The organism is Pseudomonas sp. NyZ201 (genome assembly GCF_049860765.1).
GTDB lineage: Bacteria > Pseudomonadota > Gammaproteobacteria > Pseudomonadales > Pseudomonadaceae > Aquipseudomonas > Aquipseudomonas bharatica.
Window position 1 is genome coordinate 622,744 of record NZ_CP187557.1, and the last position, 14,757, is coordinate 637,500.

The window sequence follows — 14,757 nt, forward strand, 5'->3', positions numbered from 1 at the left end:
TGAAATGATTCCACACACCTTCGCAACAGTTGGAAATGACTGGGGCGTGTGGCACTGCATGTCGGCAGTCGGGAAGGCGACCTTTCAAAGTCAGTATTCAAGAGGTTGAGCCCAGATGTTACTGATGATCGACAACTACGACTCCTTCACCTACAACGTCGTCCAGTACTTCGGCGAGCTGGGTGCAGAGGTCAAGGTCATTCGCAACGACGAACTGACCATCGAACAGATCGAGGCCCTGCAGCCCGAGCGCATCGTCGTTTCTCCCGGTCCATGCACACCGACCGAGGCCGGTGTGTCCATCGCCGCCATTCATCACTTCGCCGGCAAGCTGCCGATCCTGGGTGTGTGCCTGGGGCACCAGTCCATCGGCCAGGCCTTCGGCGGGGACGTGGTGCGCGCGCGCCAGGTGATGCACGGCAAGACCAGCCCGGTGGTCCACGAAAACAAGGGCGTGTTCGCCGGTCTCAACAATCCGTTGACCGTAACGCGCTACCACTCGCTGGTGGTCAAGCGCGAAACCTTGCCGGACTGCCTGGAAATTACCGCCTGGACCGCCTTCGAAGACGGCTCCATCGATGAAATCATGGGCCTGCGTCACAAGACCCTGAACATCGAAGGCGTACAGTTCCACCCCGAGTCGATCCTCACCGAGCAGGGCCACGCGCTGTTCGCCAATTTCCTCAAGCAGACCGGCGGCCGCCGTTAAGGATTGCGCATGGATATCAAGACTGCCCTGGGCCGTATCGTCAGCCAACTCGACCTGTCCACCGAGGAAATGCGCGATGTGATGCGCCAGATCATGACCGGCCAGTGCACCGAGGCGCAGATCGGCGCTTTCCTGATGGGCATGCGCATGAAGAGCGAGAGCATCGACGAGATCGTCGGCGCGGTTTCGGTCATGCGTGAGCTGGCGGACAAGGTCGAACTGGAAACCCTCGACGGTGTGGTCGATATCGTCGGTACCGGCGGTGACGGCGCCAATATCTTCAACGTATCCACCGGCTCGGCGTTCGTCGTCGCCGCGGCCGGTTGCACGGTAGCCAAGCACGGTAACCGCGCGGTATCCGGCAAGAGCGGTAGCGCCGACTTGCTGGAGGCCGCAGGTATCTACCTGAACCTGACGCAAGTCCAGGTTGCCCGCTGCATCGACAGCGTCGGTATCGGCTTCATGTTCGCCCAGACCCACCACAGCGCCATGAAGCACGCCGCCGGCCCGCGCCGCGACCTGGGTCTGCGGACCCTGTTCAACATGCTCGGCCCGCTTACGAATCCGGCTGGTGTGAAGCACCAGGTTGTCGGTGTGTTTACCCAGGCACTCTGCCGCCCGCTTGCTGAAGTGCTGCAGCGTCTGGGCAGCAAGCATGTGCTGGTGGTGCACTCGAAGGATGGCCTGGACGAGTTCAGCCTCGCCGCGCCGACCTTCGTCGCCGAACTGAAGAACGGCGAAATCACCGAGTATTGGGTCGAGCCGGAAGACCTTGGCATGAAGAGCCAGAGCCTGCACGGCCTGGCGGTCAGCGGTCCGGAAGAGTCCCTGGCGTTGATCCGCGATGCCATTGGCCGGCGCAAGACCGAGAACGGCCAGAAGGCCGCCGAGATGATCGTCCTCAATGCTGGCGCGGCACTCTATGCCGCGGATCTGGCAATAAGCCTCAAGCAAGGCGTCGAACTGGCCCACGATGCACTGCACACCGGCCTCGCTCGGGAAAAGATGGAAGAGCTGGGTGCCTTTACCGCGGTATTCAAGCAGGAGAATGAAGGATGAGTGTGCCGACGGTTCTGGAAAAGATCCTTGCCCGCAAGGTCGAGGAAGTGGCTGAGCGCAGCGCCCGGGTCAGTCTCGCCGAGCTGGAGCGCCTGGCCGCTGCGGCCGATGCACCGCGTGGCTTTGCCAACGCGCTGATCGAGCAGGCCCGGCGCAAGCAGCCGGCTGTCATCGCCGAGATCAAGAAGGCGTCGCCGAGCAAGGGTGTGATCCGCGAGAACTTCGTTCCGGCGGAAATCGCCGTCAGCTACGAGAAAGGTGGGGCGACTTGCCTCTCGGTGCTGACCGATGTGGACTACTTTCTCGGGGCTGACGCCTACCTGCAGCAGGCCCGCGCTGCGGTGTCGCTGCCGGTCATCCGCAAGGACTTCATGGTCGATCCGTACCAGATCGTCGAGGCCCGTGCCTTGGGCGCCGACTGTGTGCTGTTGATCGTCTCTGCCCTGGACGACGTGAAAATGGCCGAACTGGCCGCCACTGCAAAAGGCGTCGGCCTCGACGTACTGGTGGAAGTGCATGACAGCGACGAGCTGGAGCGCGCGCTGAAGACCCTCGACACACCGCTGATCGGGGTCAACAATCGCAACCTGCATACTTTCGAGGTCAGCCTGGAAACCACCCTGGACCTGCTGCCACGCATTCCGCGCGATCGCCTGGCGGTTACCGAGAGCGGCATCCTCAATCGGGCCGATGTCGAGCTGATGGAAATCAACGAGGTCTACTCGTTCCTGGTAGGCGAGGCCTTCATGCGTGCCGAGGAGCCGGGAGTAGAGCTGCAGCGCCTGTTCTTCCCCGGGGGCGTGCCCGACTGATCGACTCGAAGCCGGCGTTTGCCGGCTTTTTTATTTGACCGATCGCCACTGAGCCTGTGGGAGCGGGTTCACCCGCGATGGCGTCGGTGAATCCACAACCGTAATCGCGGCGGTCCGGCGATCCGGTAAACCCGCTCCCACAGGGATCGCGTAAAGGCTTGAGGAGGGAAAAAACACATGAGTGAACAACCCGTAGCCGTAACCGTCGCAGCCGGCCTGCAGGCTGAGCAGGATCTGCTGGCGGCTGTCTGCAAGGGCGATCAGGACCATGGCCTGCTGTTCTGGCGCCCCACCGACCGGGCACTGGTGATGCCGCGCCGGATGAGTCGGCTGGACGGCTTCGAGGCCGCCTGTGGCGAGCTGGCGATCGGAGGCTGGCCGGTGCTGCTGCGCGAAACCGGTGGCGAGCCGGTTCCCCAGTCCTCGGCAGTGATCAATATCGCCTTGGTGTACGTCGCACCACGCAGTGAAGGCGACCTGAACCGTATCGAGACCGCCTACGAGCGCTTGTGCCTGCCGTTGTGCGAGGTCCTGCGGGAGTGGGGCGGCGTGGCTTCCGTCGGGGAGATCGAAGGCGCCTTCTGCGATGGCCGCTATAACGTCAACCTCAATGGCCGCAAGCTGGTTGGCACCGCCCAGCGCTGGCGCCAGGGCCTGGGGGGTAAACGCCCGGTGGTGCTGGTGCATGGCGCGCTATTGCTGGATAACGAGCGCGAATCGATGGTTGCGGCGGTCAACCGCTTCAATGAGTGTTGCGAGCTGGAGCAGCGGTGCCTGGCCGACAGCCATATCGCCTTGCATGAAGTCATGCCCGAGGCACCCTTGCTGGAGCGCCTGGCCCAGGCCTATGCCCGGACCCTCGAAGCCATTGCCAAGGATTAGCGGGTGCCGAAGACCACCATGGTCTTGCCTTTCACATGCACCAGGTTGCGTTCTTCGAGGTCCTTCAGAACGCGACCGACCATCTCACGCGAGCAGCCGACAATACGACCGATCTCCTGGCGGGTGATCTTGATCTGCATGCCGTCCGGGTGGGTCATCGCATCCGGCTGCTTGCACAGCTCCAGCAGGCAACGGGCCACGCGGCCGGTGACGTCGAAGAAGGCCAGGTCACCGACCTTGCGCGTGGTATTGCGCAGGCGCTGAGCCATCTGGCTGCCGAGGGCGTAGAGAATGTCCTGGTCCTGGCGTGCCAGCTCGCGGAATTTCTCGTAGCTGATTTCTGCAACTTCGCATTCGCTTTTCGCCCGTACCCAGGCGCTGCGCTGCTGTTCCTTGCCCGTGGGTTCGAAAAGCCCGAGTTCGCCGAAGAAATCTCCGCTGTTGAGGTAGGCGATGATCATTTCGCGACCATCGTCGCCTTCGATCAAAATGGTGACCGAACCCTTGACGATGAAGGACAAGGTTTCAGCGGTATCGCCGGCGCTGAGAATATTGCTTTTGGCCGGGAAGCGGCGGCGCTGGCAGTGCGCAAGCAACTTGTCGACATTCTTGATCTTGGCTGGAAGTGTTGCGGCAACCATGGTTAAGCCCCGAAATACGCGGTCCGTGAGTATTTGTTGTTCTGGGATGGGTGCAAAACGCCATCAAATTGGCGTCAGTTTATCAGACGACAAGATGTTATCGGCATATTTACTGAAGTGCTTAAGCCTTTTCGCTTTCGCCTGTAGGGACTAAGCTGGCAGCCATTTTTCCAAGCGAGAGGAAACCGGTTATGAAGGCGCGTATCCAGTGGGCCGGCGAGGCAATGTTCCTGGGTGAGTCGGGCAGTGGCCACGTTGTCGTGATGGACGGCCCACCCGAGGCTGGTGGGCGCAACCTGGGTGTTCGTCCGATGGAAATGCTCTTGCTGGGCCTGGGCGGCTGCAGCAATTTCGATGTGGTCAGTATCCTGCGCAAGTCCCGCCAGGCTGTCGAAAGCTGCGAAGCCTTCCTTGAAGCCGAGCGGGCCAGCGAGGATCCCAAGGTGTTCACCAAGATCCACCTGCATTTCGTGGTCAAGGGCCGTGGCCTGAAGGAAGCCCAGGTCAAGCGGGCCGTCGAGCTGTCGGCAGAGAAGTACTGCTCGGCATCGATCATGCTGGGTCGTGCCGGTGTAGAGATCACCCACGACTACGAGATCGTCGAACTCGGCTGATTCCTCAGCGCCGCAGTGCCGGCAGCCAGTCCATCAGGCTGGCCGGCAGTGCGGCGCGCAGTCGGTCGCTGAGGCGCTCACGGTGTTTCTGGTAGAGCAGGCCGAGGCCGATCACCGCCAGGCCGATCAGGCTCAGGACCACCGGGAACAGCAACGACTCGGCGAACACCTCGTAGGACAGATAGCCGAGATAGGCCGCCACACCCAGCGCACCGAAGACCATGAACATCGGTCGGCGCAACAACACCGCCACCAGCATCAGGCCGACGTTGATCAGGCAGTACAGGGCCTTGCCCAGTTCGCTGTCGCTGTTCATCGAGGTCAGCCCGCCCCAGAACGCCAGCAATCCGGCCAGATAACCCCAGAACGCGTAGTCCTCGCGAGTGCGGCCGTCGATCAGCAGGACCACCAGCAGCAGGCCCAGCCCGAACCACAACGAGACCTCCTGGCGTTGCTCCCAGGTGAAGGTGTCGCCGTGGAACCATTCGCTCAGGTCCATCGACATGAACCACAGCGCCACGGCGATCGGCATGACGATGAACGGGAAGGGGATCAGGCGCAGCATCAGCAGGCCGGCGCAGACCGTCGCTACTTCCATCAACAACCAGCCGCCCTGCACGTAGCGGTAATAGTTGTGATAGTCGCCCTGGCTGTCGTCCAGCGGCCAGAGCCCGGTCAGGCGTTCGAGGGCGAACACCGCCAGTGGCACGATGCTCACCGCCACTGCGGCAAGTACACCGCCGGGAATCAGTTGGCCGCGGCGCTGCATGGCCAGGCCGGCGAAGGTCAGTAGGGTGATGTAGGCGAGGGCAACCACCAGCAGCGCGGTGTCGCCGATACGCATCCAGGCTTCGCTCAGTAGCCAGCCCATGGCGCCCATGATCAGCAGGGCGCCGAGATAGAAGGCGACGTGGGCGAGCTGGAAACTGGGGGGCTGCGCCGGTTGTTCGCGCAGGAAGCGCAGGAGCGCCTGTTCCTGCTCGGCGCTCAACAGGCCCGCTTCAACTGCGCGGGCCAGGTCCCTGGCATCGAAGCGCCCGGTCATGGCGGGTCAGATTCGGTAGGTGCTTTTGGTCATGACCTTGGCCATCAGGCTCATGCCGAACTTGACCGGTGCCGGGAAACGGAACCCTCCGGCATCCAGGGCCGCGTCGGCGTGGTGTTCTTCGTCGATGCGCATCTGCTCGAGGATCGCCCGGGATTTCTCGTCTTCCGGCGGGATCTGCTCCAGATGTTCGTCGAGGTGCTTGCAGACCTGATGCTCGGTGGCGGCGACGAAGCCCAGGCTGACCTTGTCACTGATCAGGCCGGCAACCGCGCCGATGCCGAACGACATGCCGTAGAACAGCGGATTGAGAATGCTCGGCGAGCTGCCCAGTTGGCGGATGCGTTGTTCGCACCAGACCAGGTGGTCGATTTCTTCGTCGGCCGCCTGCTCCATCGCCTTGCGCACTTCCGGCAGCTTGGCGGTCAGGGCCTGGCCTTGATAGAGCGCCTGGGCGCAGACTTCACCGGTATGGTTGATGCGCATCAGGCCGGCGACATGGCGGGCCTGCTTGTCGTCCAGCTCGGCTTCGGGCTGGATGATGGCAGGAGAAGGACGGGAAGGTTGGCCGCTGAAGGGCAGCAAGGTACGCATGGCCGTATCGGCCTGCAGCAACAAGCGGTCGAGCGGCGAGTATTGACGTTCGGTAGCCATCGGGCACCTCCGCAAGAATGTGCCCGACAGTCTAACTCAAACCCCGTGACAGGGCTTGCGCTGGATCAGCCCGGAGGCCAGTGCATCTGACGTTGGCCGAGCACGTGCATGTGAATGTGGTAGACCGTCTGGCCGCCCAGTTCGTTGCAGTTCATTACGACGCGGAAGCCGTCCTCGCAACCCAGCTCCTTGGCCAGGCGCTGGGCGGTGAAGAGGATATGCCCGGCCAGGCCCTTGTCTTCCTCGGTGAGGTCGTTGAGGGTGCGGATCGGCTTTTTCGGGATGACCAGGAAGTGTACCGGCGCCTGCGGGGCGATATCGTGGAAAGCCAGGACCTGGTCGTCTTCGTAGATGATCTTCGCCGGGATTTCCCGGTTGATGATCTTGGTGAAAATTGTCTCCACAACGCTTGCTCCATGGGTGGTGGTCGGGGCTGAGTTTACTCAGCCGGCACGCCGCCGCCCAGTGGCGATTCGATTCAGCGTGGACAGTAGGCGCGGTTGATGACACCCGCCAGCTTGCGGCTGATCCAGCGGGTCAGCAGGCGTGGCGCCCGGGCCAGCCAGCGGTTGCGGCGGCCGGGGATGATGATCGCCTTGTTGCGGTCCAGGGCGCGCACGGTATAGAGCGCGACTTCTTCCGGACTCAGGCAGCGGTTACCTTTTTCCAGGCGCGGGATACGCCGGTTGGCCGAACGCACCGGGCCGGGGCACAGCACCGAGACCTTGATCCCGGTCTGCTTGAGTTCTTCGCGCAGGCCTTCGGAGAAATGCAGGACATAGGCCTTGCTCGCGGCATAACTGCTCATCCACGGGCCCGGCGCGAAAGCGGCGAGTGAGGCGACATTGAGAATCTGTCCGCCCCCCTGTACGGCCATGGCGTTGCCCAAGGCATGACAAAGGCGCGTGAGGGCGAGGATGTTGACCTCGATCAGGTCCTGCTCGTCGCCCCACTCCTGGGCGAGGAAGTGCCCGTAGGAGCGGATGCCGGCACAGTTCACCAGCAGGTCTATCTGCCGCTCGCCTTCCTCCAGCTCTAGCAGGAAACCCGAAAGCCGCAGTGGTTCGCCAAGATCACAGGCACGGAACAATACTTCCACACCGAAGCGCTGGGTGAGCTCGATGGCGACCGGTTCCAGCCGCTCGCGCTGGCGTGCTACCAGGATCAGGTTGCGCCCGCGCCGCGCCAATGCTTCGGCCAGTGCCAGGCCCAGACCGCTGGAGGCACCGGTGATCATGGCGTAACGGGTCATGCGGCTCTCCAATGGCGGGGGCGTTCGAAAAGGGCGCCTAGTCTACTTGTCAGCGTGGCCAGTGGCTGCCCAGTTGACCGGCTTTTTTCAGCGCCTGGCGATATTCCCCATCGAGGCGCGCGATCAGCTGATTCACCGGCAATTCCCGGTCGATGGCGCCCACGCCCTGGCCGGCGGACCATACGGTTTTCCAGGCCTTGGCTTCTTCATGAATGGGCTTGAGCTGGATGTCGCCGCCTTTGGCGAGCGTGGTCAGGTCATAGCCGGCCTTTTCCAGGCTCTGGCGCATGAAGCTGGCGGGAACGCCGGACACCACCGGGGTATGCACGATATCGGCGGCCCTGGCCTCCAGCAGCATCGCTTTGTACTCCGGCGAGGCCTGGCTTTCCAGGCTGGCAATGAAGTGGGTGCCCAGGTAGGCGAGGTCAGCGCCGAGCAATTGGGCGGCGAGGATCTCATGGCCGCTATTGATGCAACCGGCAAGGAGGAGGGTCTTGTGGAAGAACTGGCGGATTTCGCTGACCAGGGCGAACGGGCTCCAGGTCCCGGCATGCCCGCCAGCGCCCGCGGCTACTGCGATCAGGCCGTCGACGCCGGCCTCGGCGGCCTTTTCGGCATGCCGCCGGGTCGTCACATCGTGGAACACCAGGCCGCCATAACCATGTACGGCGTCCACCACTTCCTTCACCGCGCCCAGGCTGGTGATCACCACCGGCACCTTGTACTCGATGCAGGCGGCCAGGTCGGCCTGCAAGCGCGGATTGCTCTGGTGGACGATCAGGTTCACCGCATAGGGGGCGGGGTTGGCCAGGTCGGCCAGCCCTGTTTCGATCTCCTCCAGCCAGGCCCGGAAGCCCGCGGTGTCGCGTTGGTTCAGCGCAGGGAAACTGCCCATCACGCCATTGCCGCAACAGGCCAGAACCAGTTGTGGGTTCGATATCAGGAACATCGGTGCTGCCACTACCGGCAGGCGCAGGCGTCGTTCGAGCAGTTCGGGCAATGACATGAGGATTCTCGCGTTTGAATGTCGGAATCAGAACGGTTTGACCACCACCAGAATTACGATCAACAGCAGGAACAGTACCGGTACTTCGTTGAACCAGCGGAAGTAGACGTGGCTGCGATTATTTTCGCCGCGGGCGAAGCGCTTCACGTTGGCGCCGCACATGTGATGGTAGCCGGTGAGCAGGATCACCAGCGTCAGCTTGGCGTGCAGCCAGCCCTGGCTCAGCCAGCCCGGGGTCAGGTAGAGCATCCAGATGCCGAAGACGAAGGCGGCGATCATCGCCGGGCCCATGATGAAGCGATAAAGCTTGCGCTCCATCACCACGAAGCGGTCGCGGCTGACCTGGTCCTCGCTTGCGGCGTGGTAGACGAACAGGCGTGGCAGGTAGAAGAGGCCGGCAAACCAGCAGACGATGGCAACGATATGCAGGGCTTTGATCCAGAGGTACAGCATGTTTTTCAGTCCTTGGCGGTTCACGGTCGTCAGATAGTAGTAGTTAGGCGCTGCGCCCGTCATCTCAACGGTTGTGGCGGTCACCACGGGCCCCTATCATCACTGGTTTTCCAGTCGGTTCGTTGATAGGGGGCAGTTAATGGTCAAGGTCGGTATCGTCGGCGGCACGGGTTACACCGGTGTCGAGTTGCTGCGTCTGCTGGCACAGCATCCTCAGGCTGAAGTCGCAGTCATCACCTCGCGCTCGGAAGCGGGCCTGGCGGTGGCCGACATGTACCCGAACCTGCGAGGCCACTACGATAACCTCGCGTTCAGCGTTCCGGACACCAAGGCCCTGGCCGCCTGCGACGTAGTGTTCTTCGCCACTCCGCACGGTGTTGCCCATGCCCTGGCCGGTGAGCTGCTGGCGGCTGGCACCAAGGTGATCGACCTGTCTGCCGACTTCCGTCTGCAGGACGCCGATGAGTGGGCCAAATGGTACGGCCAGCCGCATGGCGCTCCCGAGCTGCTGAAGGACGCTGTCTACGGTCTGCCCGAAGTCAACCGCGAGCAGATCCGCCAGGCGCGCCTGATTGCCGTGCCGGGTTGCTACCCGACCGCCACCCAGTTGGGCTTCCTGCCGCTGCTCGAAGCTGGAATCGCCGACGCCTCGCGTCTTATCGCCGACTGCAAGTCCGGTGTCAGCGGCGCCGGGCGTGGTGCCAGCGTCGGTTCGCTGTTCTGTGAGGCGGGCGAGAGCATGAAGGCCTATGCGGTGAAAGGTCACCGCCACCTGCCGGAAATCCGCCAGGGCCTGCGTCGTGCCGCAGGTGGTGAGGTCGGCCTGACCTTCGTGCCACACCTGACCCCGATGATCCGTGGCATTCACTCGACGCTTTACGCAACGGTCGCCGATACCTCGGTTGACCTGCAGGCGCTGTTCGAGAAGCGCTACGCCAACGAACCGTTCGTGGACGTGATGCCAGCTGGCAGCCATCCGGAAACCCGTAGCGTACGTGGCGCCAACGTCTGCCGTATCGCTGTGCATCGTCCACAGGGTGGCGACCTGGTGGTCGTGCTCTCCGTTATCGACAACCTGGTGAAAGGCGCTTCCGGCCAGGCGGTGCAGAACCTCAACATCCTCTTCGGCCTCGATGAGCGCCTTGGCCTGTCCCACGCAGGCTTGCTGCCGTAGGCAACGGCTTGTCAGGCTACCGGCGGGACTTATGCTTTCCGCTTGTAGCCTGATACCGCTTATATAGTTGACCGATTTTCTCGGGGAAGCGGATAATGCGCGCCATCACGCACGATGGCGGTATAGCGCCGGGAGATATTCAGCATGAGCGTCGAATCCTTCACCCCTTCGGCCCTGCAGTTCACGCACAACGCCGCGCACAAGGTGAAGACCCTGGTTGACGAAGAGGGCAATGATCGTCTGAAGTTGCGGGTTTTCGTGACAGGCGGTGGCTGCTCCGGCTTCCAGTACGGCTTTACCTTCGATGAAGACATCGCGGAAGACGACACCATTGTCGAGCGCGAGGGCGTTGCTCTGGTGGTCGATCCAATGAGCTTCCAGTACCTGGCGGGCGCCGAAGTGGACTACCAGGAAGGCCTGGAAGGCTCGCGCTTCGTCATCAAGAACCCGAATGCCACGACCACTTGCGGTTGCGGTTCTTCGTTCTCGATCTGACTCGCCTGGTCTTCAAGCAAAACGCCACGCTTATGCGCGGCGTTTTGCTTTCCTGAACGTCATGCCGGGTAGATCGCCCCGAGTACTCGCAAGCCGCGAGCGCCGGTGACGCTGGGGCGGTTCGCGGCGATGCCTTCCAGGCAGCAATGAGCCAGCCAGGCGAAGGCCATGGCTTCGACCCAGTCCGGATCGACACCGAATTCGGCGGTACTGCCGACCCTGGTAGCAGGAAGCAGGCCGGCCAGCCGTGCCATCAGCGCCCCGTTGTGCGCACCGCCACCACAGACCAGCAGGGCCTGGGTGTCTTGCTGGGCCTTCCTTAGCGAGTCAACGATGCTCAGCGCGGTGAGCTCCAGCAAGGTCGCCTGGACATCTTCATCGGCGCAGGCTGGCTGGGTGCTCAGGTGATGGTGCAGCCATGGAAGGTTGAACAATTCGCGGCCGGTACTCTTGGGGCCGGTACCGGCGAAGAAAGGATCTCCCAGAAGGCTTGCGAGCAGCCCAGGAAGAATCTTGCCACTGGCTGCCCAGGCGCCGTTGGCGTCGTAGGCTAGGCCACGCTTTTCGTTGATCCATGCATCCAGCAGAACATTCCCCGGACCACAATCGAAGCCAGTAACCGGCTTGTCCTGTTCGATCAGGCTGAGATTGCTGAAGCCACCGACATTGAGCACTGCAATACGCTCGCCCTGGGCGTTGAACAACGCATCATGAAAGGCGGGGACCAGCGGTGCACCCTGGCCCCCGGCAGCGACATCGCGGCGCCGGAAGTCGCCGACCACGCAGATACCGGTCAGCTCCGCAAGCAGGGCGGGATTGCCGATCTGCACGGTAAAGCCCCGGGCGGGTTCGTGGCGGATGGTCTGGCCGTGGCTGCCAATGGCGCGGATATCTTCGCGGCGAAGGCCTTCGGTATCGAGCAGGTGCCGGATTCCCTGTGCTGCCAGCCGAACCCATTCGGCCTCGGCCAGGGCGGCGCGGGCAATCTCGTCCGGACCGCTGGCGCACAGGCCGAGCATGGCCAGGCGTAGCGTTTCGGGCATCGGAATGTAGTGGGAAGCGAGTAGAGAGACTCGCGGCTCGTTTTCGATCAAGGCGATGTCCAGTCCGTCGAGACTGGTACCGGACATCACTCCCAGATAAAGGGCCATGGATCAGCGCTTGTTCAAGGCGAGCATGCTGGCCTTTTCCTGGTCCATGCGGGCCACCAACGGCTGGCTGACCTGCATGAAGCGTTGACGTTCGGCTTTCGCGATCGGGTCGGCCATCGGCAGCTTCTGTCCCAGCGGATCGACGTGGACCCCGTTGACCTGGAACTCGTAGTGCAGGTGCGGTCCGGTGGACAGCCCGGTGGTGCCGATATAACCAATGACCTGGCCCTGCTTGACGGTGCTGCCGGTCTTCACGCCTTTGGCGAAGCCTTGCATGTGGCCGTAGAGCGTCTGATAGGTGCTGCCGTGCTGGATGATCACGGTGTTCCCGTAGCCACCGCGGCGACCGGCGAGGAGCACCTTGCCGTCACCGGCGGCCTTGATCGGCGTACCCCGTGGAGCAGCGTAGTCAACGCCCTTGTGGGCGCGGATCTTGTTCAGGATCGGGTGCTTGCGGCCTGCGGAGAAGCGCGAACTGATACGGGCGAAGTCCACCGGTGTACGGATGAAGGCCTTGCGCATGCTGTTGCCGTCAGCGGTGTAGTAGCTGGTGCTGCCGGCCTTGTTGGTGTAGCGCACTGCACTGTATGTCTTGCCGCGGTTGGTGAAGCGTGCGGAAAGGATGTTCCCGGTGCCAACGACCTTGCCGTCGATCATCTTCTGCTCGTAGATCACGTCGAATTCGTCGCCTTGGCGGATGTCCTGGGCGAAGTCGATGTCGTATCCGAAAATGTTGGCCATATCCATGGTCAGGTTATGCGACAGGCCGGCGCGCTGGGCCGAGGCCGAGAGCGAGCTCTTGATCACGCCGTGGACATAGGCAGAGCGGGTGACCGGCTTGGTGACTTCACGGTTGAAGACGTAACCGCTGGCGCTTTTGGCCAGGCGGATGGTTTCCAGGTCGCTCACCTTGCTGTGCAGGCTGGCCAACTGGCCGTCCTTGTCCAGTTCGATCTGCAGTACCTGGCCGTTCTTCAACTGGCTGAACTGTTTGGCCTGCTTGTTACTGGCCAGTACTTCATGCACGGCGCTGGCAGGCAGGCCAAGCTTGGCGAAGAGCGTGGAGAGGGTGTCACCCTTGGCAACCACCACTTCGCGATGACCGGGCTGCTTGGCAGGCTCGGCTTCAGCGACTTCGCCTGCCTTCTCGGCAGGCTCGGTCGTGGCGGTGCCTTCGGATTGCGCTTCGGCGTTGTCGATCTGGGCGAAAGGCGAAGCACTGGTTTCTTCGCCGGCCAGAGGCTGTTCCGGTTGGGCCTTGAGCTGTTCGGCCGGGGCTTCCAGCTCGAGGTTGAGAGTGGTGCGCTTGGCTTCTACTTCGCTGGAAGGAAATACCAGCAAGGCCAGGCTGAGCAGGGCGGCGATGCCGCTGGCGGCCAACAGGTGGCTCTTCGGATAAAGCGGAGGCGCTTTAGTCGGTTCGTTGGTCATGTGATGAATAACTTTGAAAAAGATGAAAAGGAAAAGATGAATGACATGATGAAGATGAAATAACTGTATAAAATATAACCAAATCCCCTTCAAAGCAAGCGCGCAGACGTCATCAGCCTGCCGGCGGGTCACATCAGTCGGCGGATCTTGTATTTGATGGCTGATCTTGTATGGTTGGGGCCCTTTGAATCTGAGCCTGCGGGTCTGTGTATGAAGTCGGTTGAAGAGCAGCTAGCGCTGATCAAGCGTGGTGCGGAAGAGGTCCTGGTAGAGTCCGAACTTGTCGAGAAACTCAAGCGCGGTCAGCCGCTGCGCATCAAGGCGGGTTTCGATCCGACCGCACCTGACCTGCACCTGGGGCACACGGTACTGATCAACAAGCTGCGCCAGTTCCAGGATCTGGGGCACCAGGTCATCTTCCTGATCGGGGACTTCACCGGCATGATCGGCGACCCCAGCGGCAAGAGCGCTACCCGTCCGCCGCTGACCCGCGAGCAGGTACTGGACAACGCCGAGACCTACAAGCAGCAGGTCTTCAAGATTCTCGACCCGGCCAAGACCGAAGTGGCGTTCAACTCCACCTGGATGGACAAGCTCAGCCCGGCCGACTTTATTCGACTGGCCTCGCAGTACACCGTTGCGCGCATGCTCGAGCGCGACGACTTCGACAAGCGCTATAGCAGCAACCAGCCGATCGCTATCCATGAATTCCTTTATCCGCTGGTGCAGGGTTACGACTCCGTGGCCTTGAAGGCGGACGTCGAGCTGGGTGGTACTGACCAGAAGTTCAACCTGCTGATGGGGCGCGAGCTGCAGCGCAGCTATGGGCAGGAGGCCCAGAACATCGTGACCATGCCGCTGCTGGAAGGTCTCGATGGCGTTAAGAAGATGTCCAAGTCCTTGGGCAACTATGTCGGCATCCAGGAAGCGCCTGGTGTCATGTACAGCAAGCTGGTTTCGATTCCTGACACGCTGATGTGGCGCTACTTCGAGCTGCTCAGCTTCCGCTCCATGGAAGAGATCGATGGTTTCCGTGCCGATGTGGCTGCTGGTGCCAACCCGCGTGACATCAAGATCAAGCTGGCCGAGGAGATCGTCGCTCGTTTCCACGGTGAAGAGGCGGCTGCCAATGCGCACCGTGCTGCGGGTAACCGCATGAAGGATGGCGAACTGCCGGAAGATCTGCCTGAGGTCGAGGTGCTTGCTGCGGAAGACATGCCGATCTCGGCCGTGCTGAACAAGGCGGGGTTGGTGAAGAACTCCGCTGCGGCGCGCGACCTGTTGGCCTCTGGTGGCGTTCGCGTCGATGGCGAGGTCGTCGATCGTGGTTTTGTCTTCGCTCTCGGCAAGACCCATGTCTGTCAGGCAGGCAAGAAGGC

17 protein-coding genes (1 of these 17 only partly in view) are annotated in these 14,757 nt (G+C 62.2%); 8 read left to right on the plus strand and 9 right to left on the minus strand.

The genetic code is table 11. The annotated features are described in order from the left end of the window. The first annotated feature begins 115 nt into the window (after positions 1 to 115). The 4 genes from ACPFMA_RS02695 (at position 116) to ACPFMA_RS02710 (ending at position 3,462) form a co-directional block, all read left to right on the plus strand. Positions 116 to 709 (plus strand): aminodeoxychorismate/anthranilate synthase component II, encoded by a 594-nt coding sequence (locus ACPFMA_RS02695; RefSeq protein ID WP_425929646.1) that lies wholly within the window; start codon positions 116 to 118, stop codon positions 707 to 709. 9 nt (positions 710 to 718) lie between these two features. Beyond that, positions 719 to 1,768, plus strand: a complete 1,050-nt coding sequence (gene trpD, locus ACPFMA_RS02700; protein WP_425929647.1) for an anthranilate phosphoribosyltransferase — start codon at positions 719 to 721, stop codon at positions 1,766 to 1,768. Beyond that, a complete protein-coding gene (gene trpC, locus ACPFMA_RS02705) occupies positions 1,765 to 2,580 on the plus strand; it encodes an indole-3-glycerol phosphate synthase TrpC (protein ID WP_425929648.1) in 816 nt (271 codons plus the stop codon). Before trpD ends, trpC begins: the two co-directional genes overlap by 4 nt. Before the next feature lie 177 nt (positions 2,581 to 2,757). After that, a complete protein-coding gene (locus ACPFMA_RS02710; RefSeq protein ID WP_425929649.1) occupies positions 2,758 to 3,462 on the plus strand; it encodes a lipoate--protein ligase family protein in 705 nt (234 codons plus the stop codon). On the opposite strand, the gene crp is transcribed toward ACPFMA_RS02710, so the two are convergent. After that, positions 3,459 to 4,103 carry a cAMP-activated global transcriptional regulator CRP gene (crp, locus tag ACPFMA_RS02715; RefSeq protein WP_009408511.1) on the minus strand — a complete coding sequence of 215 codons (645 nt, stop codon included), beginning with the start codon at positions 4,101 to 4,103 and terminating at the stop codon, positions 3,459 to 3,461. The genes ACPFMA_RS02710 and crp overlap by 4 nt on opposite strands. Positions 4,104 to 4,294: 191 nt before the next feature. Between crp and ACPFMA_RS02720 the strand changes: the two genes are divergently transcribed. Further along, positions 4,295 to 4,717: an OsmC family protein gene (locus ACPFMA_RS02720; protein ID WP_064302966.1), complete on the plus strand. Its 423-nt coding sequence runs from the start codon at positions 4,295 to 4,297 to the stop codon at positions 4,715 to 4,717. 4 nt (positions 4,718 to 4,721) lie between these two features. Here ACPFMA_RS02720 and ACPFMA_RS02725 read toward each other — a convergent pair whose 3' ends face one another. The 6 genes from ACPFMA_RS02725 to hemJ form a co-directional block, all read right to left on the minus strand. Continuing rightward, positions 4,722 to 5,762: a DUF2157 domain-containing protein gene (locus ACPFMA_RS02725; protein ID WP_425929650.1), complete on the minus strand. Its 1,041-nt coding sequence runs from the start codon at positions 5,760 to 5,762 to the stop codon at positions 4,722 to 4,724. Between the two features lie 6 nt (positions 5,763 to 5,768). Continuing rightward, positions 5,769 to 6,416, minus strand: a complete 648-nt coding sequence (gene coq7 / locus ACPFMA_RS02730) for a 2-polyprenyl-3-methyl-6-methoxy-1,4-benzoquinone monooxygenase (RefSeq protein ID WP_009408517.1) — start codon at positions 6,414 to 6,416, stop codon at positions 5,769 to 5,771. A gap of 65 nt (positions 6,417 to 6,481) precedes the next feature. After that, a complete protein-coding gene (locus tag ACPFMA_RS02735) occupies positions 6,482 to 6,820 on the minus strand; it encodes a histidine triad nucleotide-binding protein (protein WP_009408519.1) in 339 nt (112 codons plus the stop codon). Between the two features lie 74 nt (positions 6,821 to 6,894). After that, a complete protein-coding gene (locus ACPFMA_RS02740; protein WP_009408521.1) occupies positions 6,895 to 7,668 on the minus strand; it encodes an SDR family NAD(P)-dependent oxidoreductase in 774 nt (257 codons plus the stop codon). Between the two features lie 49 nt (positions 7,669 to 7,717). Further along, complete coding sequence (locus ACPFMA_RS02745; protein ID WP_420058610.1) at positions 7,718 to 8,674, minus strand: NAD(P)H-dependent flavin oxidoreductase; 957 nt, start codon at positions 8,672 to 8,674, stop codon at positions 7,718 to 7,720. Positions 8,675 to 8,701: 27 nt separating this feature from the next. After that, positions 8,702 to 9,124 (minus strand): protoporphyrinogen oxidase HemJ, encoded by a 423-nt coding sequence (gene hemJ, locus ACPFMA_RS02750; protein ID WP_420058658.1) that lies wholly within the window; start codon positions 9,122 to 9,124, stop codon positions 8,702 to 8,704. A 142-nt stretch (positions 9,125 to 9,266) separates the two neighbouring features. On the opposite strand from hemJ, the gene argC reads away from it, so the two are divergent. Together argC and erpA are read left to right on the plus strand one after the other, a co-directional pair. Beyond that, positions 9,267 to 10,301, plus strand: a complete 1,035-nt coding sequence (argC, locus tag ACPFMA_RS02755) for an N-acetyl-gamma-glutamyl-phosphate reductase (protein ID WP_009408527.1) — start codon at positions 9,267 to 9,269, stop codon at positions 10,299 to 10,301. A 144-nt stretch (positions 10,302 to 10,445) separates the two neighbouring features. Then, positions 10,446 to 10,796: an iron-sulfur cluster insertion protein ErpA gene (gene erpA, locus ACPFMA_RS02760; RefSeq protein WP_009408529.1), complete on the plus strand. Its 351-nt coding sequence runs from the start codon at positions 10,446 to 10,448 to the stop codon at positions 10,794 to 10,796. Positions 10,797 to 10,855: 59 nt separating this feature from the next. Here the strand turns inward: erpA and ACPFMA_RS02765 are convergent, their stop codons facing one another. Both ACPFMA_RS02765 and ACPFMA_RS02770 read right to left on the minus strand, forming a co-directional pair. After that, complete coding sequence (locus ACPFMA_RS02765) at positions 10,856 to 11,947, minus strand: anhydro-N-acetylmuramic acid kinase (RefSeq protein WP_425929651.1); 1,092 nt, start codon at positions 11,945 to 11,947, stop codon at positions 10,856 to 10,858. A 3-nt stretch (positions 11,948 to 11,950) separates the two neighbouring features. Next, positions 11,951 to 13,378: a peptidoglycan DD-metalloendopeptidase family protein gene (locus ACPFMA_RS02770; RefSeq protein ID WP_064302961.1), complete on the minus strand. Its 1,428-nt coding sequence runs from the start codon at positions 13,376 to 13,378 to the stop codon at positions 11,951 to 11,953. 210 nt (positions 13,379 to 13,588) lie between these two features. Between ACPFMA_RS02770 and tyrS the strand changes: the two genes are divergently transcribed. Next, positions 13,589 to 14,757: the 5' portion of a tyrosine--tRNA ligase gene (gene tyrS, locus ACPFMA_RS02775; protein WP_425929652.1), read on the plus strand. It continues 31 nt past the right edge of the window; only the first 1,169 of its 1,200 coding nucleotides appear in the window; its start codon is at positions 13,589 to 13,591; its stop codon lies off the right edge, out of view.